Raw genomic sequence first — 24,067 nt, 5'->3', positions numbered from 1 at the left:
GGCTAGCGCTCGCGCACCGCGATCGCGTCGCCTTGGAGGCCGGGCGCCGGAGCGGCCTGTTCGCGGTAGCCGAGGCCGAACAGCGGCCGCAGCAGGGCGATGCGGCGGACCAGTTCGTATCCGGCGAAGGCCAGCGCGAAGGTCGCCAGCACCAGCAGCGGGCCCTCCAGCAGCGGCCGCAGTCCCAGCGGCCGCAGCTGCCAGGCCAGCACTACGATGATGGTCTGGTGCAGGATGTAGACCGGGAAGACCGCACGCGACAGGTAGCGCAGTACCGGGCTGTCGCCTGGCGCGATCCGGCGCGCGAACCCGAGTACCGCCACGATCGCGCACCACTGGTTCAGGCCCCACGCGGCCCGCATCGACAGGCGCAGCGCCTGCGGCGGCTGCAGGTCGCGGAACATCTCGAAGTAGAGGGCGATCGCCAGCCAGCTGCCCAGCCACAGCGCCAGGGCGGGCCAGCGCAGGCGCACGAAGGCGTCCCAGACGCGCGTCTGGCGCGCCAGCAGGAAGCCGAGCGCGAACACCGTGAAGTACTGGACATGGTTGTACCAGTCGTCGACCAGCGCGTGGGTGGAGCCGAACCGCTCGATCAGCGTCATCCGGGCGAGGATCAGCGCCAGCGCCGGCCACACCAGCAACGCCGCGCCGCTGCCGAGCCAGGTGCCCAGGCGCCCGCCCGCGTTCGCCACTGCGCGCGGCGCCAGGCGCAGCGCCAGCCACGCGACAGCGGTGTAGACCCACAGGTAGGCCACGAACCACAGGTGGTTCCAGGTCGGCACCGCCAGGCAATCGTCGCCCCGGCAGAAGCTGTCGTCGGCAGCGAGGTAGCGGGCCCAGAACGCCAGGTATCCGTCGTGGTAGCCGCCGGGCAGCTTGTCGACCACTTCGTAGTACGACTGCGGCGGCACCACCACCAGCATGCCGAAGGCCAGCGGCAGCAGCAGCCGCCACGAACGCTGGCCGAGGAAGCGGGGCGGCGCGCCGGGGCTGCCGGCCTGGCGCTGCATCTTTCCGACCAGGAAGGCGGTGGCCACGCCCGAGACGAGGAACAGCAGCGACAGCCGCCATGGCGAGCTCATCATCATGAAGGGCTCCAGCGCCGGCCCCGCATGCGGGCTGTCCACGTGCCATTCCCAGGTCACGTAGTACATGCCCACGTGGTAGAGCACCAGCAGGCCGAAGGCGAGGACGCGAACCCAGTCGAGATCGTGGCGGCGTGTCATGGGCAGACAGAACGATGGCGGATGGCCCAGAGTGGGGAACTGTCGCTGCGACCGCCAGCCCGAAGTGACCGGCCGACACGCCCCGGGGACGAACCGCGGGCGCGAAGGGACGGCCCGCGGCGGCGCGGCACGTAGAATCGGCCCCCATGCCGGCCACCGCCACCGCCACCGCCTACGAGCGCTACGCCCCCTGGCGTCCCTGGGTCGAGGCCGGCGTGGTGGCCGCGGTCCTGGTCATCAACGGGATCGGCAACAGCATCAACACCTGGATGGAACTCGACCGCCATGTCGATAATCCGTTCCAGCGTTGGGAACCGGCCGTGTGGGAGGCCAGCAGCGCGCTGATGTGGGCCCTGCTGATCCCGCTGGTGGCGCGCCTGGTCGAGCGCTATCCGAGCCAGTGGCACAACCTGCACCGCCGCCTGCCGCTGCACCTGGTGGCGAGCGTGGCGGTATCGCTGGTGCACGTGCTGGGCATGGTAGGGCTGCGCATCCTGGCCTATCGCTGGCAGGGCGCCGACTACGATTTCGGACCCTGGCCGCGCGAGTTGCTCTACGAATACCTCAAGGACGTGCGCAGCTACGTCTGGCTCGTGTGCGTGGTCGAGGCCTACGGCGTGCTGCTGCGGCGACTGCAGGGCGAGGTCAGCCTGCTCGGCGCGCCGGACGAGGGGCCGGCGGTGGAGCCGGTCGAGCGGCCCGAGCGCTTCCTGGTGCGCAAGCTGGGGCGCGAATTCCTGGTCGACGCCGACGACATCGAATGGCTGCAGGCCTCGGGCAACTACGTCAACCTGCGCGTGCGCGGGCACGACTACCCGCTGCGGAGCACGATCGGCGGCATCGGCGAGCGGCTCGACCCGGCGCGGTTCGTCCGGATCCATCGCAGCTACATCGTCAACCTGGCGCACCTGTCCTCGATCGAGCCGCTGGACACCGGCGATGCCCGCGTGCACATGAAGGATGGAAGCGTCCTGCCGGCCAGCCGTCGCCATCGCGGCGCGCTGCGCGGGCGGTTCGTGGAGAGCTGAGAGCCGCTCAGCCGCCCGCGGCCGGTGCCTGCCAGGGCACGGGCTGGCGGCTGGAGGCCACCTCGATCTCGCCGCGCGCCGCCAGCGCGGCCGGGTCGGCCAGCACCTCGTCGATGGCGTAGCGCCCGGGCCCGCGTCCCCACAGGCCCACCCAGGCATCGCGGCCGCTGCGCTTGGCCGCGTACAGCGCGCGATCGGCCAGCGACACCGTGTCCTCCCAGCCTTCGCCGACGCCGGGAAAGAAGGGCTGGCTGGCGAAACCGATCGATACCGACAGCGGCTCATCGGCACCACCGGCCGCCGGGTCTAGGCGCAGCGATGCCATCGCGGTGCGCAGCCGTTCGGCCACGGCGCTGGCGTCGGCCAGGTCGAGGTTGCGGCAGCCCACCAAGAATTCCTCCCCGCCCCAGCGCGCGACCAGGTCCCCGGGCCGCGACGATGCACGCAACTGCAGGGCGACCGCCTTGAGCACGGCATCGCCCGCGGCGTGGCCGTGGCGATCGTTGCGCCCCTTGAAATGGTCGATGTCGATCAGAAACACCACGCTGCGGCGATCCGCATCTTCGGCCGCGGATTCGCCGCGCTGCAGTTCGCGCGAAGCCGCGCGCCGGTTGAGCAGCCCGGTCAGGCCGTCCACCGTGCTCAGGCGGCGCAGGCGCGCGGTGACGCCGCGCTGGTACCAGGCGAACGCGGCCACCAGCAGGACCAACGTCAGGAAGGCGGCGATCGACGCGTTGCGCAGCCGCGCGGCATGCGCCAACTCCAGGGCTTCGATCCGGCGCTCTTCGCGCAGCCGCAACAGTTCCTCGGCGCTGCGCGTGTCCTGCAGCCTGGCCTGGAGCCCGGCAAGCCCTTCCAGGCTCTGCTGCCGGGCTGCGACCTCGATCGCGCGCAGTTCCTCGGAGGCCGCCAGGGCCTGGCGCCAGTCGCCCAAGGCCCTGAGCGCGGCGAGTTCCGCGAGCAGGGCCTCGCGCTGTTCGAATCCGAACACCTCCGCCGGCAGCAGGCCGCGGGCCTGCCGGGCGCGCGCCAACGCCTCCTGTGCCTGGCCGTCGCGCAGCGCCGCCTGGGACAGCCGCAGCAGGGTCGTGGCCGCGCCGCTGGGATCGGCCAGCGCCTGCTGGCGATCCACGATCTCCAGCAGCTCCCCACGCGCGGATGCGGGCAGCCGCCCGTCCGCGGCCGGCAGCGCCAGGCGCTCGGCACGCGCGCGATGCAGCACCATCTCCTGGCCTGCGGCGCTGGCCAGGCGTTCGGCTTCGGCGAATGCCGCCAGCGCGTCGGCGGGCCGGCCCATGCGCCGGAAGTTCATGCCGCGGTTGTAGGGCAGCAGCGCCCGCGGCTCGCCGATGCGCCGCTCCACCTCCGCGGCCCGCGCAAAATACGCCTCGGCTTCCTCGAAGGCGCCCAGGCCCTCGCTCTGGATGCTGCCGACGTTGGCCAGCATCGCCGCCTGCGCCTCGTCCGATTCGCTCTGCTTCGCCGCCTCGTAGGCGCGCCCGTAGTAGTCCAGGGCTCCCTGGATGTTGCCCAGCATGTGCAGGGTGGCGCCGGAGTTGGAAAGCGCGCGCAGCTGGAACTCCGGCGGCATCGGATGGCGCTGCATCAGCGCATCGACGGCCGCGACGGCGTCCAGTGCGCGCCGCGCCTGTCCGGCGTTCGCCGCCGAGCGCCCCAGGCAGGTGGTGAGCTTGATGCGTTCCTCCACGCCCAGGCCCGGGGTCTGCAGCGTCTGCTCGGCCAGGGCGGCCGCTTTCGCCGGGTCGCTGTCACGCAGCTCGAAACAGCGCGCGATCTCGGCATCGCCGGGCGCTGCTGCGGCGGTAGCGACGATGGCCGCCAGGGCCAGCAGTGACAGCGCGCGCCGGATGCGGTTGGACATGGGGCGTGGCGTGACGGCGGGGCGGAGGAACGCCGATTCTAACTGCCGGCGGCGTGTCCGCCCTGTCTGCGACAGCGCGGGATTGCTAGAATCGCGGGCTGTTTACCGCCGGTACCACGCCATGATCGAACTCAACCCCGTGCGCCAGCGCATCGCCGACCTGTCCGGTCGGCTGGATGCGCTGAGGGGGTTTCTTTGACTACGATGCCAGGCGCGAACGGCTCGAGGAAGTAGAGCGCGAGCTCGAGAATCCCGACATCTGGAACGATCCGGAGCGCGCGCAGGCGCTGGGGCGTGAGCGGTCCATGCTCGACAAGACCGTCAACGGCATCCGCAGCCTCACCGAGGGCCTCGCCGGTGCCGGCGAGCTGCTCGAACTGGCCGAGATGGAAGACGACGAGGACACCGCGCTGGCCGTGGTCGCCGACGTCGATGGCTACCAGAAGGGCGTGGAGCAGCTGGAGTTCCAGCGCATGTTCTCCGGCAAGATGGACAGCAGCAATGCGTTCGTCGACATCCAGGCCGGTGCCGGCGGTACCGAGGCCCAGGACTGGGCCGAGATGCTGCTGCGCATGTACCTGCGCTGGTGCGAATCGCGCGGCTGGAAGACCGAACTGATGGAGGCCAGTGGCGGCGATGTCGCCGGGATCAAGTCGGCCACGCTGCGGGTCGAGGGCGACTTCGCCTACGGCTGGCTGAAGACCGAAACCGGCGTGCACCGGCTTGTGCGCAAATCGCCGTTCGACTCGGACAACCGCCGCCACACCAGCTTCACCTCGGTGTTCGTCTCGCCCGAGGTCGACGACAACATCGACATCGAGATCAATCCGGCCGACCTCAAGACCGACGTCTACCGCTCCTCGGGCGCCGGTGGCCAGCACGTCAACAAGACCGAGTCGGCCGTGCGCATCACCCACGTCCCCACCGGGATCGTGGTGGCCTGCCAGACCGGCCGCAGCCAGCACCAGAACCGCGACAACGCGATGAAGATGCTGGCCGCCAAGCTCTACGAACTCGAGATCCAGAAGCGCAACGCCGAGCGCGATGCGGTGGAGGCCACCAAGTCCGACATCGGCTGGGGCAGCCAGATCCGCAACTACGTGCTCGACCAGAGCCGGATCAAGGACCTGCGCACCGGTGTGGAGCGCTCCGACACGCAGAACGTGCTGGACGGCGACCTGGACGAGTTCATCGAGGCCAGCCTCAAGTCCGGCCTCGAAGCCGGCGCCAAGCGCACGGATGCGGTCTGACGCGCGGCCGGCAGCGCCGCGCTGAGCGCAGGCCGCGCGCGGCGTCGCGCTTCGGCAGCACCGGCCGCTGAGCGCACGGCTGGTCGCTTCCAACACATCCTCCCGCGCCGACAATGTTCCATCTCCTACAGGCAAGACCCGTGACCGACCAGAAGCCAGAGACGCAGCCGCCCGCCGACGAGAACACGCTGATCGCCGAGCGCCGAGCGAAACTGACGGCGCTGCGCGGGCAGGGCGTGGCCTTTCCCAACGATTTCCGGCGCCACGACTATGCGCAGGATCTGCAGGACGAATACGGCGACGCGGAGCGCTGGAGCGGCGACGCGCTCGAATCGACCGGCCGGCGGGTGCAGCTGGCCGGACGCATGCTCGCCAAGCGGGTGATGGGCAAGGCCGCCTTCGCGCAGATCCAGGACGTCAGCGGCCGTATCCAGCTGTTCCTGCAGTCGACCGCCCTGGGCGAGACCTACGACGCGTTCAAGACCTGGGACGTCGGCGACATCGTGGCCGCGGAAGGCAGCCTGATGCGTACGCGTACCGGCGAACTGTCGGTCAAGGTCGAGCGCCTGCGCCTGCTGACCAAGTCGCTGCGTCCGCTGCCGGACAAGTGGCATGGCCTGGCCGACGTGGAGCAGCGCTACCGCCAGCGCTACGTCGACCTGGTGGTCACCCCGGAAGCGCGCGAGGTGTTCGTCAAGCGCTCGCGCATCATCGCCGCGATCCGCCGCTGGCTGGACGCGCGCCGCTTCCTCGAAGTGGAGACGCCGATGATGCACTACATCGCCGGCGGCGCCACCGCGCGCCCGTTCTGCACCCACCACAACGCGCTCGACCTCGATCTGTACCTGCGCGTGGCGCCCGAGCTCTACCTCAAGCGCCTGGTGGTCGGCGGCTTCGAGCGCGTCTACGAGATCAATCGCAACTTCCGCAACGAGGGCGTGAGTACCCGCCACAACCCCGAGTTCACCATGCTCGAACTCTATGAGGCCTATGTGGCCTACGAGGAGATCATGGACCTCACCGAAGGGTTGATCCGCGATGTGGCGCAGGAGACGCTGGGCACCACCGCGGTCGAGTGGGACGGCCACGCCATCGACCTCGGCCCGGCGTTCCGCCGCTGGAAGATGGAAGACGCGGTGCGCGAGCTCAACCCGCAGATCAGCCAGGCGGACTGCCGCGACCGGGCGGCGCTGGCGCGACACTGCGCGGCGCTGAAGATCCCGGTCAAGCCCGGCTACGGCTGGGGCAAGCTGCTGCTGGAGATCTTCGAGAAGACCGTCGAACCCGGCCTGGTGCAGCCCACCTTCATCACCCATTACCCGGTCGAGGTCTCGCCGCTGGCGCGCGAGTCCGACCACGAGCCCGGCATCACCGACCGCTTCGAACTCTTCATCGGCGGCAAGGAAATCGCCAACGGCTTCTCCGAGCTCAACGATCCGGAGGACCAGGCCGCGCGCTTCCGGGCCCAGGTCGAGGCCAAGGAGGGCGGCGACGACGAGGCCATGCACTACGACGCGGACTACATCCGGGCGCTGGAGGTCGGCTTGCCGCCCACCGGCGGGCTGGGCGTGGGCATCGACCGGCTGGTGATGCTGCTCACCGGCTCGTCCTCGATCCGCGATGTGCTGCTGTTCCCCTACATGCGTCCGGAGGCGGGCGGCTAGCCCCGGCCTGCGCTAACCTGCGTTTGCGTACATACTCCAGACAGAGGTACAGGGAAGGATCCGGTATGGGCACGGGATTTGCTAGCTATCCACCCACCGGGCAGCGGGCCGGCCCAGCAGGGCGGGAACGCATGCCTACGGAGCCAGAAGTCCCCATGAACATCGTCATCGTCGACGACCAGACATCCGCACGCACCATGCTGCGGCATATCCTCGAGGACATCAGTCCCGAGCTTGACGTGCTGGATTTCGGCGACCCGCAGGCGGCGCTGCGCTGGTGCGAGGAAAACAGGCCGGACCTGCTGCTGCTCGACTACCGGATGCCGGTGATCGACGGGCTCGAGTTCGCGCGGCGCTTCCGCAAGCCGCTGCTGCACCGGGACGTGCCGATCGTGCTGGTCACGGTGGTGGGCGACGAGCCCATCCGCCAGGCGGCCCTGGATGCGGGGGTCATCGATTTCCTGGTCAAGCCGGTGCGGCCGCGCGAGCTGCGCGCGCGCTGCCGCAACCTGCTGCAGCTGCGCCAGCAATCCGAATCGATCAAGCAGCGCGCGCTGTCGCTGGAGCAACGGCTGCTGTCGAGCATGCACGAGGTCGAGGAGCGCGAGCGCGAGACGCTGCACCGGCTGGCGCGCGCGATCGAGTACCGCGACTCCGGCTCCAGCGCCAACCTCGCGCGGCTGGCCGCGGTGGCCGGGCTGGTCGCCGAGCAGCTGGGGCTGTTCGAGGACGAAGTGCGGATGATCGAGCTGGCCGCGCCGCTGCACGACATCGGCAAGATCGCCATTCCCGACTCGGTGCTGCTCAAGCCCGGTCCGCTGGACCCGGCCGAAACCGCGCTGATGCGCGAGCATCCGCGCATCGGCCACGAGCTGCTGTCCGGCAGCCAGAACCGCTTCATCCAGCTGAGCGCGGTGATCGCGCTGCGTCACCAGGAGCGCTTCGACGGCAGCGGCTATCCCGACGGCCTGGCTGGCGACGAGATCCCGCTGGAGGCGCGCATCGTGGCGGTGGCCGACGTGTTCGATGCGCTGGTGTCCAAGCGGCCGTACAAACCGGCCTGGAGCATCGACGAGGCCCTGGCCTACCTGAGCGACCAGTCCGGCAAGCTTTTCGACCCGGGCTGCGTGGCGGCCCTGCTCAAGAACCGCGAGCGCCTGGACGCGATCTGCCAGCGCTTTGCGCTCAAGGCGCAGGCATCGGGGCCGGAGGCCTGACGCTGCCGCGCGGTCGTCGTGGCCGCGCCTTCCGCTACCGTCCCGCTACACGGCCAGATACCCGTTTCCGGCTGTCCGCTGTAAGCCGCGATTCTGCTTGCGCCCGCCTGTCACCCACCGCGCGTCGGCAGAATCTGCCGTCCTGGGGCAGGTTTTGCCCCAGGACGCGCGAGGCTCAGGCGGCCTCGTCGCGCAGGGCGCGGCGCAGGATCTTGCCCACGTTGGTCTTGGGCAGCTCGTCGCGGAACTCCACGTGGCGCGGCTGCTTGTAGCCGGTCAGGTTCTCGCGCGCATGCGCCTTGACCTGCTCTGCGGTGAGGGCAGGGTCCTTCTTGACGATCACCACCTTGACCGCCTCGCCGGAGCGCTCGTCGGGCACGCCGACCGCGGCCACTTCCAGCACCCCCGGCATCATCGCGATCACGTCCTCGATCTCGTTGGGGTACACGTTGAACCCTGAGACCAGGATCATGTCCTTCTTGCGGTCGACGATGTAGAAGAAGCCCTGTTCGTCCATCTTCGCCATGTCGCCGGTATGCAGCCAGCCTTCGGCGTCGATCGCGGCAGCGGTGTCTTCGGGGCGGTTCCAGTAGCCCTTCATCACCTGCGGGCCGCGCACGCACAGCTCGCCCACCTCGCCGACCGGCAGCATCCGGCCGTCCTCGTCCTTGACGCAGCATTCGGTCGAGGGCACCGGCAGGCCGATCGCGCCGTTGTACTCGGCCAGGTTCATCGGGTTGATGCAGGCGGCCGGGGAGGTCTCGGTCAGGCCATAGGCCTCCACCAGGGTCACGCCGGTGACCTTCTTCCAGCGTTCGGCCACCGCGCGCTGCACGGCCATGCCGCCGCCGAGGGTGGTGTGCAGCGAGGAGAAGTCCACCTGGTCGAAGCCGGGCGTATTCAGCAGGCCGTTGAACAGGGTGTTGACGCCGGTGATGGCGGTGAACGGTTCGCGCTTGAGCTCCTTGACGAAGCCGGGCATGTCGCGCGGATTGGTGATCAGGATGTTCTTGGCGCCGAACTTCATGAAGACCAGGCCGTTCGCCGTCAGCGCGAAGATGTGGTACAGCGGCAGGGCGGTGACGATCACCTCCTTGCCCGGGCTGACTTCGCCACCGACCCAGGCCGAGGCCTGCTGCATGTTGGCCACGAGGTTGCGGTGCGTGAGCATCGCGCCCTTGGCCACGCCGGTGGTGCCGCCGGTGTACTGCAGGAACGCGATGTCGTCGTGCGTGATCGAGATTTCCGGCAGCGGGTGCTGGCTGCCGAGACGCAAGGTGTCGCGGAAGCGCACGGCGCCGGGGATGTCGAACTCGGGCACCATCTTCTTCACGTTGCGCAGCACGAAGTTGACGATGGGCCCCTTGGGGAAGCCAAGCAGGTCGCCCAGCCCGGTGGTGATCACCTGCTGCACGTCGGTGTGCGGCACCACGTCCTGGACGGTTTTGGCGAAGTTGTCCAGCACCAGGATCACGCTCGCGCCCGAGTCCACCATCTGGTGCTTCAGTTCGCGCGCGGTATACATCGGGTTGACGTTGACCACGGTCAGGCCGGCCCGCAGCACGCCGAAGGTCGCGATCGGGTACTGCAGGCAGTTGGGCATCATGATCGCGACGCGATCGCCCTTCTTGAGCTTCAGTTCGCCCAGCAGGTAGGCGGCGAACTGTCTGCTGAGTTCATCGATCTGGGCGTAGGTCAGCGCCTTGCCCATGTTGGTGAACGCGGGACGGTCGCCGAACTGCCTGATCGACTGCTCCAGCACCGCGGGGATCGACTGGAACTCGTCGACATCGATTTCAGCGGGAACACCGGCTGGATACTGCGCAAGCCACGGGCGTTCGATCGTCATGCGTTCCCCTCCACGGGACGTTCGGGCCGGCATTCTGGGCGATACCGATCAGTATGGATTGGAGCATAGGGCTTGGAGGGCTGGCAAGGCGCGCGGCGTGGGTGCAGGGCAGGCCTGCGCGCGCTGGAGGCCGTACAGTAGTGGCCATGGAAAACAGTAGTCGAACCGTTGGCGGCGATCCGGATCGCGCCCGTCGTGTTGGGGCGCGTGCGGGGCGGCTGGGGCGCGTTTTGCTGTGGTCGTTCCTGCTCGCGCTGTCCATGTCCTGCGCGCGGGAGGAACCCGAGGCCGCGTTGCGCGGACGCGTGGCCACGCTGGTCGCGGCGATCGAGGCGCGCGATCCTGCTGCGCTGCAACAGCATCTGGCCGAGGACTTCATCGGCAACGAGGGCCTCGATCGCGACGGGGCGCGCAGGCTGGCGACGGGCTTCGCGCTGCGCTATCGGGAGGTCGGTCTGGCGATGGGGCCATTGGATGTCGAGTTGTCGCCTGCCCATGCGACGGTGCGTGGAAATGCGATCCTTCGTGGTGGCAGCACTGGTCGTGCGCTCCCGGACAGTGCGCAGGTGTACGAGGTCGAGTCGGGGTGGCGTCTGGAGGATGGGGAGTGGATGCTGGCCAGCGTGCGCTGGACGCCGACGTTCTAACGCTTGTGCCGCATCGGGGTCGCGGAGCTTTAGCGTCGGGCCTCATTGGTGACGCTCACACGCGGCGGCGTGGCACATTCGTTGTCTTCGCGCCTGGGGGATTGCGCGATGTGGAGCGGGCTCGCTCAGTTCACCTGGGTTCTGATGGGCCTGCCGGGGGCAGCGGGCCTTCTCCGCGAATGTCCTCCGGCCTGCGCCGGTGGCGCAGGCCTCCCCCTTGATTTCGCTGCGAAGGCCCGCTGCCCCCGGCAGGCTGCGCCAGGCCGGATGTCGACAAGCCGTGCCTGGGATTGGAGTGCATTGAGCGCACGCGTGTATGAGGGTGGGTGACAGCGCGGATACGCGGCGCCACGGGTTGCTGGTTTGACCGTGCGGCGTGTGCCGTGCCCGTGTGTTGCGGGTTCGATCATTCTTCATCGCGAGCGAGGGGGCCTGCCGGCGCCAGCGGGCCTTCTCCGCGAATGTCCTCCGGCCTGCGCCGGTGGCGCAGGCCTCCCCCTTGATTTCGCTGCGAAGACCCGCTGCCCCCGACAGGCTGCGCCTGGCCGGATATCGACAAGCAGTGCCTGGGTTTGGAGTGGGTTGAGCGCACGGGTATCAGGGAGGTGGCAGCGCGGACACGTGGCGGCGCGGGTTGCCCGGTTGGCCATGCTGAGTGTGTGCCGCGTCCGTGTGTTGCGGGTTCGATCATCTTCATCGCGAACGGAGGGGCCTGCCGGGGGCAGCGGGCCTTCTCCGCGAATGTCCTCCGGCCTGCACCGGTGGCGCAGGCTTCCCCGTTGATTTCGCTGCGAAGGCCCGCTGCCCCCGACAGGCTGCGCCTGGCTGGATCTACAAGCAGTGTCGGATTCGAGTGCGTCGATCGCGAGCGAACGCCCGGCGCGCTGCGCCGGGCGGGGGCTTCCGCACGTGATGCGCCGAGCCGTTATTGGCGTGCGGCGAGCTGGCGGAGCACGTAGTGGAGCAGGCCGCCGTGGCGGGTAAGCGCAGGCCGTTTGCGCGGCATGCCGCGCGGCCTGTGCGAACGCCCGGCGCGCTGCGCCGGGCGGGGCTTCCGCACGTGATGCGCCGGGCCGTTACTGGCGTGCGGCGAGCTGGCGGAGCACGTAGTGGAGCAGGCCGCCGTGGCGGAAGTACTCCACTTCCTTTGGCGTCAGCAGAAGCACGTCGACGTTGATCCGCTTCACGGTGCCATTGGCATGCGTGGCCACGATGGTGGCTGCCTTCGCGCGGCCGTCCTCCAGGCCCACGATGTCGATCACCTCGGTGCCGTCCAGGCCATGGGTCTGCGCGTTCTCGCCCTCGCGGAACTGCAGCGGCAGCACGCCCATGCCCACCAGGTTGGCGCGGTGGATGCGCTCGAAGCTTTCCGCCACCACGGCCTTGATGCCGAGCAGGTTGGTGCCCTTGGCCGCCCAGTCGCGGGAAGAGCCGGTGCCGTACTCCTTGCCGGCGAACACCACGGTGGGTACGCCCGCGGCGCGGTACTGCATCGCCGCGTCGTAGATCGACATCTTCTCCGGGGTGCCGGGCGCGCCCGGTGCGCCGAAGTACAGGGTGTTGCCCCCCTCTTCGCCGCCGAAGAAGAGGTTCTTGATGCGGATGTTGGCGAAGGTGCCGCGCACCATCACGTCATCGTTGCCGCGGCGCGAGCCGTAGCTGTTGAAGTCGGCCGGCTGCACGCCGCGCGACTGCAGGAAGCGCCCGGCGGGCGCATCCTTCTTGATGCTGCCGGCGGGCGAGATGTGGTCGGTCGTGATGGAATCGCCGAACAGGCCCATCACCCGCGCGCCGCGGATGTCGTCGATGCTCCCGACCTCCATCGTCATGCCGTCGAAGTAGGGCGGGTTCTTGATGTAGGTCGACGCATCGTCCCATGCGTAGAGCTCGCCGTCGGGCGACTCGATGGTGTTCCAGCGCGTGTCGCCCTTGAATACGTCGGCATAGTTTTGCTTGAACATCTCCGGCCCGATCGTGCGGGCAATGAAGTCGCCGATCTCCTTGTTGGTGGGCCAGATGTCGCGCAGGAACACGGGATTGCCGTCCGGGTCGTGGCCGAGCGGTTCGGTGGTGAGGTCGATGTCCACCGTGCCGGCGAGCGCATAGGCCACCACCAGCGGCGGCGAGGCGAGATAGTTCATCTTCACCTCGGCGTGGATGCGGCCTTCGAAGTTGCGGTTGCCCGACAGCACCGAGGTCACGACCAGGTCGCCGGCGGCGATCGCGGCACTGACTTCCGGCGGCAGCGGCCCCGAGTTGCCGATGCAGGTCGTGCAGCCGTAGCCGACGACATAGAAACCGATCTTCTCGAGTTCGCCCAGAAGTCCGGCCTTTTCGAGGTAGTCGGTGACCACGCGCGAACCCGGGCCGAGCGAGGTCTTGACCCAGGGCTTGCGGTCCAGCCCGCGAGCCGCCGCGTTGCGGGCCAGCAGGCCGGCGCCGATCATCACCGCGGGGTTGGATGTGTTGGTGCAGGAGGTGATGGCGGCGATCACCACCGCGCCGTCCTTGAGCCGCACGTTGCGGCCATCGATCACGGTGTCGTGGAAGCCCTTCTGCAGCAGGTCGTTGCCCACCGCCGCGCCGCCGCCCTCGGCGACGAAGTTCGCCACGTCGGGGCTGCGCCGATCGCGATTGGCCGTGAGCACCGGGAGGTTCTCGCGATAGTTCCGCTTCACCTCTTCCAGCAGGACCCGGTCCTGCGGCCGGCGCGGGCCGGCCATGGACGGCTTCACGTCGCCCATGTCCAGATGCAGCACGCTGCTGTAGGCGGCCTCCGGCGCGCCGGGCTCGTGCCACAGGCCCTGCGCGCGCGCATAGGCTTCGACGAGTTCGATCTGCGCTTCGTCGCGACCCGACAGGCGCAGGTAGTTCAGCGACTCCTGGTCGATCGGGAAGATGCCGCAGGTGGCGCCGTATTCGGGCGCCATGTTGCCGATGGTGGCGCGGTCGGCCAGCGGGAGGTGCTGCAGGCCATCGCCGAAGAACTCCACGAACTTCCCCACCACGCCGTGCTTGCGCAGCATCTCGGTCACGGTGAGCACCAGGTCGGTAGCAGTGGCGCCCTCGGGCAGCCTGCCGGTGAGTTTGAAGCCGACCACCTGCGGGATCAGCATGGACGAAGGCTGGCCCAGCATGGCGGCCTCGGCCTCGATGCCGCCCACGCCCCAGCCGAGCACGCCGATGCCGTTGATCATCGTAGTGTGGCTGTCCGTGCCGAACACGGTGTCCGGATAGACCCAGGGCTGGCCGTCCTTTTCGCCGGCGAAGACCACGCGGGCGAGGTTCTCCAGATTCACCTGGTGGACGATGCCGGTGTTGGGCGGCACCACCTTGAAGTTGTCGAAAGCCTTCTGGCCCCAGCGCAGGAAGCCGTAGCGCTCGCGGTTGCGCTCGAACTCGATCTTGCCGTTGATGTCGAGCGCATCGGGCTTGCCGAACACATCCACCTGCACCGAGTGGTCGATCACCAGTTCGGAGGGGATCAGCGGGTTTATCTGCTCGGGCCTGCCGCCCAGGCGCACGACCGCGTCGCGCATCGCCGCCAGGTCGACCACGCAGGGCACGCCGGTGAAGTCCTGCAGCACCACGCGCGCGGGCATGAAGGCGATCTCGATGTCCGGCACCGCCGCGGAATCCCAGTTCGCCACCGCCTCGATATGGGCTGGCAGCACGGTCACGCCATCTTCGTGCCGGAGCAGGTTCTCCAGCAGGATCTTCATCGAGTAGGGCAGGCGGGCGATCCCGAAGCGCTCGCCCAGGCGGGGCAGGCTGGCGTAGGTGAAGGACTTGCCGCCGACCTCGAGGGTGGCGTGGGTGGAAAAGCTGTCGGCCATGTCGGGACTCCTTTGGCTGATGGGCTGCGGCGTCTGCGGTCGAGTCTACGCTGGTCCGCGTTGCGGTCCCGAGACGCTCTTTCTGCGCGTGGGGAAGTATGGAGGCTGCGGTATGGGGGCGGAAGTATGTATAATCCATCCATACCGTTCCGTGCATGGGAGACTCGCGATGGAAGCCACCGTGGCCGAACGCGGCCAGATCACCCTGCCCAAGGCCGTGCGCGATGCGCTGGGACTCACCAAGGGCAGCGTGCTCAAGGTCGAGCTGGACGGCAGCCGCATCATCCTGCGCAAGAGCGTGGACGACGCGATCTCGCGCGTGCGCGGCAAGTTCGCGCTCGATCCCGGGGCTCGGAAGGACGGATGATCGCCGCCGACGCGCCAGTGCTGGTGGAACTGCTGACCGACGGGCCGCGTGCCGACGCCGTCGAGGCCAGCCTGCGCCAGTGCCTGGCCGGCGGGCGCGTGGTGCTGTGCGACGTGGCGCTGGCGCAGCTGTGCGCTTCGCTGCGCAACGGGGCCGATGCGCTGGCCGCGCTTGAGGAGATGGGCGTGCATTTCAGCGCAGTCGAGGCCAAGTCCGCGCTTCGCGCCGGCGAAATGGAGCGGCGGCAACGGCAGCGCGGCGGCGAGCCGCGCCCGGTCGCCGACTTCCTGGTGGGCGCGCACGCCTTGCTGCAATGCGATGGGCTGGTGACGTTCGACACCGCCTTCCACCGCGACTATTTCAAGGGCCTGAAGCTGATCGTGCCCAAGGCCTGAACCTGTTTGTCACCGTTTTTTCTGGAGAAACCCCGATGTTGGAAGCCTATCGCCACCACGTCGCCGAGCGCGCTGCGCTGGGCATCCCGCCGCTGCCGCTGAGCGCGCAGCAGACCGCCGAGGTCATCGAACTGATCAAGGCGCCGCCGGCGGGCGAGGAAGCCTTCCTGGTCGACCTGATCACCAGTCGCGTGCCGGCCGGCGTGGACGATGCCGCGAAGGTGAAGGCCTCGTACCTGGCTGCGCTGGCCTTCGGTACCGAGGCGACGCCGCTGATCAGCCGCGAGCGCGCCACCGAACTGCTGGGCACCATGCTGGGCGGCTACAACGTCGCGCCGCTGATCGAGCTGCTCGACGATGCGGTCGTCGGCGCCATCGCCGCCGAAGGCCTGAAGAAGACCCTGCTGGTGTTCGACGCCTTCCACGACGTGGAAGAAAAAGCCAAGGCCGGCAACGCTCACGCCAAGGCCGTGCTGCAGAGCTGGGCCGATGCCGAGTGGTTCACCTCCAAGCCGGAAGTGCCGCAGTCGCTGACCATCACCGTGTTCAAGGTGCCGGGCGAGACCAACACCGACGACCTGTCGCCGGCACCGGATGCCACCACGCGCCCGGACATCCCGATGCACGCGCTGGCGATGCTCAAGAACAAGCGCCCCGACGCGCCCTTCGTGCCGGAGGAAGACGGCAAGCGCGGTCCGATCCAGGAGATCCTCTCGCTCAAGGACAAGGGCCATCTGGTGGCCTATGTCGGCGACGTGGTCGGCACCGGCTCGAGCCGCAAGTCCGCCACCAACTCGGTGCTGTGGTGGACCGGCGACGACATCCCGTACATCCCCAACAAGCGTGCCGGCGGCGTGTGCCTGGGCAGCAAGATCGCGCCGATCTTCTACAACACCATGGAAGATGCGGGCGCACTGCCGATCGAGCTGGACGTGTCGCAGATGGAACACGGCGACGTGGTCGAGCTGCGTCCCTACGACGGCAAGGCGCTGAAGAACGGGCAGGTGATCGCCGAGTTCCAGGTCAAGTCGGAGGTGTTGTTCGACGAGGTGCGCGCCGGTGGCCGCATCCCGCTGATCATCGGCCGCGGCCTGACCGCCAAGGCGCGCGAATCGCTGGGCCTGCCGGCCACCGACCTGTTCCGCCAGCCGCAGCAGCCGGCCGACAGCGGCAAGGGCTACTCGCTGGCGCAGAAGATGGTCGGCCGTGCCTGCGGCCTGCCGGAAGGGCAGGGCGTGCGTCCGGGCACCTACTGCGAGCCGAAGATGACCTCGGTCGGTTCGCAGGACACCACGGGTCCGATGACCCGCGACGAGCTGAAGGACCTGGCCTGCCTGGGCTTCAGCGCCGACCTGGTGATGCAGTCGTTCTGCCACACCGCGGCGTATCCCAAGCCGGTCGACGTCAAGACCCACCACACCCTGCCGGAGTTCATCTCCACCCGCGGCGGCATCTCGCTGCGCCCGGGCGACGGCGTGATCCACAGCTGGCTCAACCGCATGCTGCTGCCCGACACCGTCGGCACCGGCGGCGACTCGCATACGCGTTTCCCGGTGGGTATTTCCTTCCCGGCAGGTTCGGGCCTGGTGGCGTTTGCCGCCGCCACCGGCGTGATGCCGCTGGACATGCCCGAGTCGGTGCTGGTGCGCTTCAAGGGCGAGATGCAGCCCGGCGTGACCCTGCGCGACCTGGTCAACGCGATCCCGTACTACGCCATCAAGTCCGGTCTGCTGACCGTGGCCAAGCAAGGCAAGAAGAACATCTTCTCCGGCCGCATCCTCGAGATCGAGGGCCTGCCGGACCTGAAGGTGGAGCAGGCGTTCGAGCTGTCCGACGCCTCGGCCGAGCGTTCGGCGGCCGGCTGCACGGTGCGGCTCAACAAGGAGCCGATCATCGAGTACCTCACCAGCAACATCACCCTGCTGAAGTGGATGATCGCCGAAGGTTATGCGGACGCGCGTTCGCTGGCACGCCGCATCGCGAAGATGGAAGCCTGGCTGGCCGACCCGCAGCTGCTCGAGCCCGATGCCGACGCCGAGTACGCGGCGGTGATCGAGATCGACCTGGCCGAGGTGCACGAGCCGCTGCTGGCCTGCCCGAACGACCCGGACGACGTGAAGACCCTGTCCGACGTGGCCGGTACCAAGATCGATGAAGTGTTCATCGGTTCGTGCATGACCAACATCGGCCACTTCCGTGCCGCGGCCAAGCTGCTGGAAGGCAAGCGCGATATCCCGACCCGCCTGTGGGTCGCGCCGCCGACCAAGATGGACGCCTCGGAGCTGACCAAGGAGGGCGTGTACGGCACCTTCGGCACCGCCGGCGCGCGCATGGAAATGCCGGGCTGCTCGCTGTGCATGGGCAACCAGGCCCAGGTGCGTGAGGGCGCGACGGTGTTCTCCACCTCCACCCGCAACTTCCCCAACCGCCTGGGCCGCAACTCCAACGTGTTCCTGGGTTCGGCGGAGCTGGCGGCGATCTGCTCGCGCCTGGGCAAGATCCCGAGCAAGGAGGAGTACATGGCGGACATCGGCGTGATCAACGAGAAGGGCGCCGAGATCTACCGCTACATGAACTTCGACCAGATCGAGGAGTATCGCGAGACGGCGGCCAGCGTCGCCGCCTGACGCCACTGGCAGGGGCGCGCCCGACGCGGGCGCACCCGGCCGAGGATCGACGGCCGGACCGGTCCGGTGCCGGCCGTCCTTTTATGGATGCGCCACACCGGCGCTGGTGGGAGGCGAGCCTTCCCTGGGACCCGATCGCATGACCCGTTCCGACCGCCTCGCCCCCATGGGGCGGCTGTTCGCCATCGTCGCCTTCATCGAGGCCGCCACCTGGGCCGGCCTGCTGCTGGGCATGTTGCTCAAGTACGGCACCGGCACCACCGAGCTGGGTGTGTGGCTGTTCGGCCGCCTGCACGGCATCGCGTTCCTGGCCTACGTCGCCGTGACCGTGGTGGCCGGCGCGAGACTGCGCTGGCCGGCATGGGCGCTGCTGCTGGCCCTGCTCGCGGCAGTGCCGCCGCTGGCGACCCTGCCGCTGGAAATCTGGTTCCGCAGGCGCGGACTGCTGTCCGCGCGTTGAGTCAGTCCAGCCAGCCCTCGATCGACTGCTGGACCGCGCGCTTGCGCAGGAACAGGTCCCAGACGCTGCCGCCCAGCTGGCGCCACAGCACGGCCGAGCGCAGCGCGGCGAGCAGGATGGCGCGGATCTCGGCGACCACGCCTGCCTGCCCCAGGTAGTGCGGGTTGCCCTGCACCATGACCTTGGGGCGCAACTGGCTCACGGTCTCCGAATACAGCGTGCCCAATGCCGCCAGGACTTCGGGATGGCCCGCACCCAGGCTCTGCGCCTGCGGCAGGATCGCCAGGATGCCTGCGTGCACGCGTCCCGCCACGTCGTCGTCGGCGACGAAGCGGCGTTCGAGCTGGGTCACCGACAGGGCCAGCTTCGGAAGTTGCGGGTCCTCGCCCTGGCTGGACAGGAAATCGCGCAGCAGCAGCAGCCCCGGGCGCAGGTTGCGCGCGCCGCCGTAGACGTCCTCGGGCGATGCGGCGTCGATGCGGAACACGCTGTCCAGGCAGGTGCCCAGCACGGCCGCATCGGCCTGGCCGGTTTCGGCGATGCGACGCACCTGCTTGAGGGCCTGTGCCAGGCCGGCCAGCGCGAGTACGCGGTCGTCCATCATGCCGCCTCCCCGCGCAGGCGCTGTTCAAGCGGCGCATCGGTGCTGGCGATGACCGCGCCGCCCAGGCAGGTGTGGCCGTCGTAGAACACCACGGACTGGCCTGGCGTGACCGCGCGCTGCGGATTGCGGAACGCCACTTCGAGGCTGCCGCTGGATTCGTCGATGCTCACCTGGCAGGGTTCCTCCGGTTGCCGGTAACGGGTCTGGGCCGTGCATTCGAACCGTCGGGCCGGCGGCGAACCGCCGATCCAGTGCGCCGGTTCGCTCCACAGCCGCGTGGATCTGAGATAGGGGCTGTCGCTGCCCTGGTCAACCACCAGCGCGTTGCGCGCGACGTCCTTGCCCACCACGTACCAAGGGGCCGCGTCGAAACCGCGCAGGCCGCCCAGTTGCAGGCCTTCGCGCTGCCCCAGGGTGAAATAGAACACGCCCGGGTGGCGACCGACCACGCGCCCGTCCGGCGTCTGCATTTCGCCTTCGCGCGCAGGCAGGTACTGCGACAGGAAGCTGCGGAAATCGCGCTCGCCGATGAAGCAGATGCCGGTGGAGTCCTTCTTGGCCGCGGTAGGCAGGCCGGCCTCGCGGGCCATGGCGCGCACGTCGGCCTTGGCCAGCGCGCCCAGCGGGAATTCGGTGGCGGCCAGCTGGTCCTGGCCCAACTGGTGCAGGAAATAGGTCTGGTCCTTGCCGCGGTCGGCCGCGCGCAGCAGGTGCCAGCGGCCAGCGCGATGGCCCACGGCGGCGTAGTGGCCAGTGGCGATCTTCTCCGCGCCCAGTTCGCGCGCGGCGTCCAGGAAATGCCGGAACTTGATCTCGCGGTTGCACAGCACGTCGGGATTGGGCGTGCGGCCGGCCGCGTATTCGGCGATGAAGTGCTCGAACACGCCGCTCCAGTACTCGGACGAGAAGTCGCGGAAATGGATCGGGATGCCAAGCCGGCCGCACACCGCGACCGCGTCGCGGCGGTCGTCCTCGGCGCGGCACTCGCCGCTGCCGGCCGCTTTCAGCTTCCGACCGCCATGGATGGCGGGAGTGCCGGAAGCGCAGGACGCATTTTCCGGCCTGCCTTCAGCGGCACTCGCGCTGTCCTGCGCGTCGTCGTCGGCCCAGTTCTGCATGAACAGCCCCGCGATCGGCGTGCCGGCGTCGCGCAGCAGCAGGGCGGCGACCGAGGAATCGACGCCGCCGGACATGCCGACGATGACCTGCGGGCCGCTCATGCCAGCTGCGTGACCAGCGACAGCGGATGGCGGCGGCCGGCCAGGTAGTCGGCGACCACCCGCCACACCAGGGGGCTGCGATGCCGTGCGACTTCAGCGCGCAGGTCCGAGGGCGCCAGCCACAGCGCACGCTCGATGCCCTCGTCGAGGGTGCGGTCCGGATCGAGCCGAAGTGGCTCGGCGGCAAAAGCGAAGCGCAGGTAGTGGCGACCCTCGCTTTCACCAGGGCGGGCCGGCGCCTTCCACTGGTATGCGCCGATGAAGGCGGTCAGGCGCACATCCCAGCCGGTTTCCTCGCGGGTCTCGCGCAGCGCCGCTTCCATCAGGCTTTCGTCGGGCTCCAGGTGGCCGGCCGGCTGGTTGAGCACCAGCCGGCCCTGCACCCGTTCCTCCACGCACAGCAGCCGGCCGTCGTCGACCACCACCGTGGCCACGGTGACGTCGGGTTGCCAGAAGCGGCCTTCGCGGTAGCTCATGCGTCAGAGTTCGTCCCGGTCGCCGCTGAACTCGATCTCCTTGTCGTCGGCGACCTGGGCCGCGATGTCCAGCGCGGCTTCCAGGGCGGCCGCATCGACGCTGTCGGGCAGCTTGATCACGAAGTACAGCACGTCGCCCGCGGCTTCCCAGGCGCCCAGCTTCTGGGTGCGGCTGTCCTCGAGCAGGGTGAGGGCGCGGGCGCCGTCGATTCCGTCCTGCTCCAGGCGCGCGGCGGGGGCGAACACTTCGCGGATCCGGAACCCGGCCACGTCCTCGGTGCGCCCGGACACGAAGACCAGCTGGGTGCGGCCTTCCTCGGCATAGTTGTAGACCACCTTGTAGTCGCCGTCCTCGTCGACCTCGTACTTCATTCCGCGCGCGTCCAGGCGCGAGGCCACCGAGCTGTCGGCCATGGCCGGGGCAGCGGTCAGGACGGCGAGCGCGGCGGCGACCAGCAACAGTGCAACGCGGTGTTTCATGGTGTCCCCCCTTTGTGGATTCGCCGTGAATTGTCTCGCGTGGGCCCGCGCCCCGTCCAATGCCGGCCGTTCCGGCCCTGCGTCCGCTCTCCGTATAATCGCCGGATGACCCGCAAGCATCCCGAACACGACCACGGCACCGTCGTCGAAACCGGAAAGCCGGAACTGGCACGTCCCCCGCTGTATTCGGTCCTGTTGCTGAACGACGATTACACGCCCATGGACTTCGTGGTCGACGTGCTGGTGCGCTTTTTCGCGATGGACCTCGAAAAGGCCACCCAGGTGATGCTGCACGTCCACACCCGGGGGCGGGGGGTCTGCGGGGTGTTCAGCCGCGAGGTGGCCGAGTCCAAGGTGGCACAGGTGAACGAATACGCCAGGCTCAACCAGCACCCCTTGCTCTGCACCATGGAAAAGGCCTAAAAGGAGCCGAGGCCGGGGCATGGAAAAGCCGAACCGCGGCCCCATACAGGCTGCAGTTCCCTGGAGGTTCCCTCCCCATGTTCAGCAAGGATCTCGAGTACAGCATCGGCCAGTGCTACAAGCGCGCCCGCGAGGCGCGTGACGAGTACATGACGGTCGAGCATCTGCTGCTCGCGCTGCTCGACAACCCCTCGGCCGAGGCCGTGCTCAAGGCCACCGGCGCGGACTTCCCGCGCCTGCGTGGGGATCTCGAGCAGGCCATCCTGACCTCGGTGTCCAAGCTGCCCGAGGACGATGGCCGCGATACCCAGCCCACGCTGGGTTTCCAGCGCGTGCTGCAGCGGGCCGTCTACCATGTCCAGTCCTCCGGCAAGAAGGAGGTCACCGGCGCCAACGTGCTGGTGGCGATCTTCGGCGAGAAGGATTCGCACGCGGTCTATTTCCTGCACCAGCAGGATGTCACCCGCCTGGACGTCGTCAACTACATGTCGCACGGTATCGCCAAGGCCGGCGGCGAGGCGCCGGAGCCGGGCAGTGAGGACGCCGCGGCGCGGGCCGAGGGCGGCGACGGCGAAGCCAAGGGCGATGCCCTGGCCGAATTCGCCTCCGACCTCAACGCCATGGCCCGCGAGGGCCGCATCGACCCCCTGGTGGGACGCGCCGAGGAGGTCGAGCGCACCATCCAGGTGCTGTGCCGGCGGCGCAAGAACAATCCGCTGTACGTGGGCGAGGCGGGCGTAGGCAAGACGGCGATCGCCGAAGGCCTGGCGCGGCGCATCGTCCACGGCGAGGTGCCGGACGTGCTGGCCGATGCCACCATCTATTCGCTGGACCTGGGCGCGCTGGTGGCGGGCACCAAGTACCGCGGCGACTTCGAGAAGCGCCTGAAGGCGGTGCTCACGGCGATCAAGAAGCATCCGGGAGCGATCCTGTTCATCGACGAGATCCACACCATCATCGGGGCCGGCTCGGCGTCAGGGGGCACGATGGACGCCTCCAACCTGATCAAGCCGGCGCTGGCCTCGGGCGAACTGCGCTGCATCGGTTCGACCACGTTCCAGGAGTATCGCGGCATCTTCGAAAAGGATCGCGCGCTGGCGCGGCGCTTCCAGAAGATCGACATCGTCGAGCCGACCGTGGGCGAGGCCTACGAGATCCTGCGCGGGCTGAAGTCGAAGTACGAAGAGCATCATGACGTGCAGTACCAGGACGAGGCGCTGCAGGCGGCCGTCGACCTGTCGGTCAAGCACATCGGCGACCGGCTGCTGCCCGACAAGGCGATCGATGTGATCGACGAGGCGGGTGCGCGGCAGCGGTTGCTGCCGGCCGATTCCCGCAAGCACCTGATCGACGTGGAGGAAGTGGAGGCGATCGTCGCCAAGATGGCGCGTATCCCCACCAAGCAGGTCAGCGCTTCCGACAAGGACGTGCTCGAGCACCTGGAGCGCAACCTGAAGATGGTGATCTTCGGCCAGGATCCGGCGATCGAGATGCTGACCTCGGCGATCAAGCTCTCGCGCAGCGGCCTGGGCAATCCGGACAAGCCGATCGGCAACTTCCTGTTCGCCGGCCCCACCGGCGTGGGCAAGACCGAGGTCACCCGCCAGCTCGCGCTGCAGCTGGGCATCGAGCTGGTGCGCTTCGACATGTCCGAGTACATGGAACCGCATTCGGTGTCGCGCCTGATCGGCGCGCCCCCGGGCTACGTCGGCTTCGACCAGGGCGGCCTGCTGACCGAGAAGATCGTCAAGACGCCGCACTGCGTGCTGCTGCTGGACGAGGTGGAGAAGGCGCATCCGGACATCTTCAACATCCTGCTGCAGGTCATGGACCGCGGCGTGCTGACCGACACCAACGGGCGCGAGGCGAACTTCCGCAACGTGATCCTGGTGATGACCACCAACGCCGGCGCCGCCCAGGCCTCGCGCCGGTCGATCGGCTTCACTCGCCAGGACCACAGCACCGACGCGATGGAAGTGATCCGCAAGGGCTTCACCCCGGAGTTCCGCAATCGTCTCGATGCGATCGTGCAGTTCCAGGCGCTGGGCATGGACCACATCCTGCGGGTGGTGGACAAGTTCCTGATCGAGCTGGAAACCCAGTTGCACGAGAAGAACGTGGCGATGACGTCCACGCCGGCCGCTCGCGACTGGCTGGCCGCGCACGGCTTCGACCCGCAGATGGGCGCGCGTCCGATGGCGCGCGTGATCCAGGACAAGGTGAAGCGCCCGCTGGCCGACGAGCTGCTGTTCGGCAAGCTGGCCAAGGGCGGCCGGGTCAGCATCGACGTCAAGGACGACGAGCTGGTGGTCGAGACGTTCGCCGAACCGGAGAAGCTGCTGCCGGCCACGGTCGAATAGCGCGGCGCGATGCAGCGAAAAAGGCGGCCCATGGCCGCCTTTTTCGTGTCCGCCCG

At 68.8% G+C, this 24,067-nt stretch carries 18 protein-coding genes and 1 pseudogene; 11 read left to right on the top strand and 8 right to left on the bottom strand.

Annotated elements, in window-relative coordinates:
- Nucleotides 1-2 precede the first annotated feature (2 nt).
- A complete protein-coding gene (locus ACQYVW_RS02205; protein WP_434945908.1) occupies nucleotides 3-1,226 on the bottom strand; it encodes an acyltransferase family protein in 1,224 nt (407 codons plus the stop codon).
- A gap of 146 nt (nucleotides 1,227-1,372) precedes the next feature.
- Here ACQYVW_RS02205 and ACQYVW_RS02200 point away from each other — a divergent pair, with 146 nt between their 5' ends.
- Entirely contained in the window at nucleotides 1,373-2,254 is an 882-nt protein-coding gene (locus ACQYVW_RS02200; RefSeq protein ID WP_434945907.1) for a LytTR family DNA-binding domain-containing protein, read from the top strand.
- Between the two features lie 7 nt (nucleotides 2,255-2,261).
- On the opposite strand, the gene ACQYVW_RS02195 is transcribed toward ACQYVW_RS02200, so the two are convergent.
- Nucleotides 2,262-4,136, bottom strand: a complete 1,875-nt coding sequence (locus ACQYVW_RS02195) for a GGDEF domain-containing protein (RefSeq protein ID WP_434945906.1) — start codon at nucleotides 4,134-4,136, stop codon at nucleotides 2,262-2,264.
- Nucleotides 4,137-4,257: 121 nt separating this feature from the next.
- Between ACQYVW_RS02195 and prfB the strand changes: the two genes are divergently transcribed.
- The 3 genes and pseudogenes from prfB to ACQYVW_RS02180 form a co-directional block, all read left to right on the top strand.
- A protein-coding gene (prfB, locus tag ACQYVW_RS02190) for a peptide chain release factor 2 (protein ID WP_434933827.1) occupies nucleotides 4,258-5,386 on the top strand; the annotation gives its coding sequence in 2 pieces (ribosomal slippage) (nucleotides 4,258-4,332 and nucleotides 4,334-5,386; 1,128 coding nt in all).
- 140 nt (nucleotides 5,387-5,526) lie between these two features.
- Complete coding sequence (gene lysS, locus ACQYVW_RS02185) at nucleotides 5,527-7,050, top strand: lysine--tRNA ligase (RefSeq protein WP_434933826.1); 1,524 nt, start codon at nucleotides 5,527-5,529, stop codon at nucleotides 7,048-7,050.
- 146 nt (nucleotides 7,051-7,196) lie between these two features.
- Nucleotides 7,197-8,267: pseudogene (locus ACQYVW_RS02180) on the top strand (HD domain-containing phosphohydrolase); the annotation flags it as partial.
- Between the two features lie 175 nt (nucleotides 8,268-8,442).
- Here the strand turns inward: ACQYVW_RS02180 and ACQYVW_RS02175 are convergent.
- Complete coding sequence (locus ACQYVW_RS02175) at nucleotides 8,443-10,116, bottom strand: long-chain fatty acid--CoA ligase (RefSeq protein ID WP_434933825.1); 1,674 nt, start codon at nucleotides 10,114-10,116, stop codon at nucleotides 8,443-8,445.
- A 146-nt stretch (nucleotides 10,117-10,262) separates the two neighbouring features.
- Here ACQYVW_RS02175 and ACQYVW_RS02170 point away from each other — a divergent pair, with 146 nt between their 5' ends.
- Entirely contained in the window at nucleotides 10,263-10,763 is a 501-nt protein-coding gene (locus ACQYVW_RS02170; protein ID WP_434945905.1) for a Cif family virulence factor, read from the top strand.
- A 1,076-nt stretch (nucleotides 10,764-11,839) separates the two neighbouring features.
- On the opposite strand, the gene acnA is transcribed toward ACQYVW_RS02170, so the two are convergent.
- Complete coding sequence (gene acnA, locus ACQYVW_RS02165) at nucleotides 11,840-14,599, bottom strand: aconitate hydratase AcnA (protein ID WP_434945904.1); 2,760 nt, start codon at nucleotides 14,597-14,599, stop codon at nucleotides 11,840-11,842.
- Nucleotides 14,600-14,768: 169 nt separating this feature from the next.
- Between acnA and ACQYVW_RS02160 the strand changes: the two genes are divergently transcribed.
- The 4 genes from ACQYVW_RS02160 to ACQYVW_RS02145 all read left to right on the top strand — a co-directional run bounded on the left by ACQYVW_RS02160 (nucleotide 14,769) and on the right by ACQYVW_RS02145 (nucleotide 18,448).
- Entirely contained in the window at nucleotides 14,769-14,966 is a 198-nt protein-coding gene (locus ACQYVW_RS02160; protein ID WP_434933822.1) for an AbrB/MazE/SpoVT family DNA-binding domain-containing protein, read from the top strand.
- Entirely contained in the window at nucleotides 14,963-15,361 is a 399-nt protein-coding gene (locus ACQYVW_RS02155; RefSeq protein WP_434933821.1) for a type II toxin-antitoxin system VapC family toxin, read from the top strand. The genes ACQYVW_RS02160 and ACQYVW_RS02155 overlap by 4 nt, the downstream gene beginning before the upstream one ends.
- A gap of 35 nt (nucleotides 15,362-15,396) precedes the next feature.
- Nucleotides 15,397-17,988, top strand: coding sequence for a bifunctional aconitate hydratase 2/2-methylisocitrate dehydratase (gene acnB / locus ACQYVW_RS02150; RefSeq protein ID WP_434945903.1), 2,592 nt, complete (start codon nucleotides 15,397-15,399; stop codon nucleotides 17,986-17,988).
- Between the two features lie 139 nt (nucleotides 17,989-18,127).
- Nucleotides 18,128-18,448 carry a DUF3817 domain-containing protein gene (locus tag ACQYVW_RS02145; RefSeq protein WP_434945902.1) on the top strand — a complete coding sequence of 107 codons (321 nt, stop codon included), beginning with the start codon at nucleotides 18,128-18,130 and terminating at the stop codon, nucleotides 18,446-18,448.
- A 1-nt stretch (nucleotide 18,449) separates the two neighbouring features.
- Here ACQYVW_RS02145 and hflD read toward each other — a convergent pair whose 3' ends face one another.
- The 4 genes from hflD to ACQYVW_RS02125 are packed head-to-tail and all read right to left on the bottom strand — an operon-like array spanning nucleotide 18,450 to nucleotide 21,228.
- Nucleotides 18,450-19,049 (bottom strand): high frequency lysogenization protein HflD, encoded by a 600-nt coding sequence (hflD, locus tag ACQYVW_RS02140; RefSeq protein ID WP_434945901.1) that lies wholly within the window; start codon nucleotides 19,047-19,049, stop codon nucleotides 18,450-18,452.
- A complete protein-coding gene (mnmA, locus tag ACQYVW_RS02135; protein ID WP_434945900.1) occupies nucleotides 19,049-20,272 on the bottom strand; it encodes a tRNA 2-thiouridine(34) synthase MnmA in 1,224 nt (407 codons plus the stop codon). The genes hflD and mnmA overlap by 1 nt, the downstream gene beginning before the upstream one ends.
- The gene (locus ACQYVW_RS02130; RefSeq protein ID WP_434933818.1) at nucleotides 20,269-20,748 is read right to left on the bottom strand and encodes an NUDIX hydrolase; all 480 of its coding nucleotides are present in this window, start codon (nucleotides 20,746-20,748) and stop codon (nucleotides 20,269-20,271) included. The genes mnmA and ACQYVW_RS02130 overlap by 4 nt, the downstream gene beginning before the upstream one ends.
- 3 nt (nucleotides 20,749-20,751) lie before the next feature.
- Entirely contained in the window at nucleotides 20,752-21,228 is a 477-nt protein-coding gene (locus tag ACQYVW_RS02125) for a hypothetical protein (RefSeq protein ID WP_434945899.1), read from the bottom strand.
- A 105-nt stretch (nucleotides 21,229-21,333) separates the two neighbouring features.
- Between ACQYVW_RS02125 and clpS the strand changes: the two genes are divergently transcribed.
- A complete protein-coding gene (gene clpS / locus ACQYVW_RS02120; RefSeq protein WP_434945898.1) occupies nucleotides 21,334-21,651 on the top strand; it encodes an ATP-dependent Clp protease adapter ClpS in 318 nt (105 codons plus the stop codon).
- Between the two features lie 77 nt (nucleotides 21,652-21,728).
- A complete protein-coding gene (gene clpA / locus ACQYVW_RS02115) occupies nucleotides 21,729-24,011 on the top strand; it encodes an ATP-dependent Clp protease ATP-binding subunit ClpA (RefSeq protein WP_434933814.1) in 2,283 nt (760 codons plus the stop codon).
- Nucleotides 24,012-24,067 lie beyond the last annotated feature (56 nt).

The organism is Luteimonas campi (assembly GCF_051162505.1).
Taxonomy (GTDB): domain Bacteria; phylum Pseudomonadota; class Gammaproteobacteria; order Xanthomonadales; family Xanthomonadaceae; genus Luteimonas.
This window is presented reverse-complemented; position numbering and strand designations above follow the sequence as displayed.

What these genes read in the sequence shown, in the direction of transcription:
- clpA (WP_434933814.1), top strand. Translation starts at nt 21,729, where the DNA reads ATGTTCAGCAAGGATCTCGAGTACAGCATCGGCCAGTGCTACAAGCGC.
- ACQYVW_RS02160 (WP_434933822.1), top strand. Translation starts at nt 14,769, where the DNA reads ATGGAAGCCACCGTGGCCGAACGCGGCCAGATCACCCTGCCCAAGGCC.
- clpS (WP_434945898.1), top strand. Translation starts at nt 21,334, where the DNA reads ATGACCCGCAAGCATCCCGAACACGACCACGGCACCGTCGTCGAAACC.
- hflD (WP_434945901.1), bottom strand. Translation starts at nt 19,049, where the DNA reads ATGGACGACCGCGTACTCGCGCTGGCCGGCCTGGCACAGGCCCTCAAG.
- ACQYVW_RS02205 (WP_434945908.1), bottom strand. Translation starts at nt 1,226, where the DNA reads ATGACACGCCGCCACGATCTCGACTGGGTTCGCGTCCTCGCCTTCGGC.
- acnA (WP_434945904.1), bottom strand. Translation starts at nt 14,599, where the DNA reads ATGGCCGACAGCTTTTCCACCCACGCCACCCTCGAGGTCGGCGGCAAG.
- ACQYVW_RS02200 (WP_434945907.1), top strand. Translation starts at nt 1,373, where the DNA reads ATGCCGGCCACCGCCACCGCCACCGCCTACGAGCGCTACGCCCCCTGG.
- ACQYVW_RS02195 (WP_434945906.1), bottom strand. Translation starts at nt 4,136, where the DNA reads ATGTCCAACCGCATCCGGCGCGCGCTGTCACTGCTGGCCCTGGCGGCC.
- ACQYVW_RS02145 (WP_434945902.1), top strand. Translation starts at nt 18,128, where the DNA reads ATGACCCGTTCCGACCGCCTCGCCCCCATGGGGCGGCTGTTCGCCATC.
- ACQYVW_RS02170 (WP_434945905.1), top strand. Translation starts at nt 10,263, where the DNA reads ATGGAAAACAGTAGTCGAACCGTTGGCGGCGATCCGGATCGCGCCCGT.
- mnmA (WP_434945900.1), bottom strand. Translation starts at nt 20,272, where the DNA reads ATGAGCGGCCCGCAGGTCATCGTCGGCATGTCCGGCGGCGTCGATTCC.
- ACQYVW_RS02125 (WP_434945899.1), bottom strand. Translation starts at nt 21,228, where the DNA reads ATGAAACACCGCGTTGCACTGTTGCTGGTCGCCGCCGCGCTCGCCGTC.
- ACQYVW_RS02155 (WP_434933821.1), top strand. Translation starts at nt 14,963, where the DNA reads ATGATCGCCGCCGACGCGCCAGTGCTGGTGGAACTGCTGACCGACGGG.
- acnB (WP_434945903.1), top strand. Translation starts at nt 15,397, where the DNA reads ATGTTGGAAGCCTATCGCCACCACGTCGCCGAGCGCGCTGCGCTGGGC.
- ACQYVW_RS02175 (WP_434933825.1), bottom strand. Translation starts at nt 10,116, where the DNA reads ATGACGATCGAACGCCCGTGGCTTGCGCAGTATCCAGCCGGTGTTCCC.
- ACQYVW_RS02130 (WP_434933818.1), bottom strand. Translation starts at nt 20,748, where the DNA reads ATGAGCTACCGCGAAGGCCGCTTCTGGCAACCCGACGTCACCGTGGCC.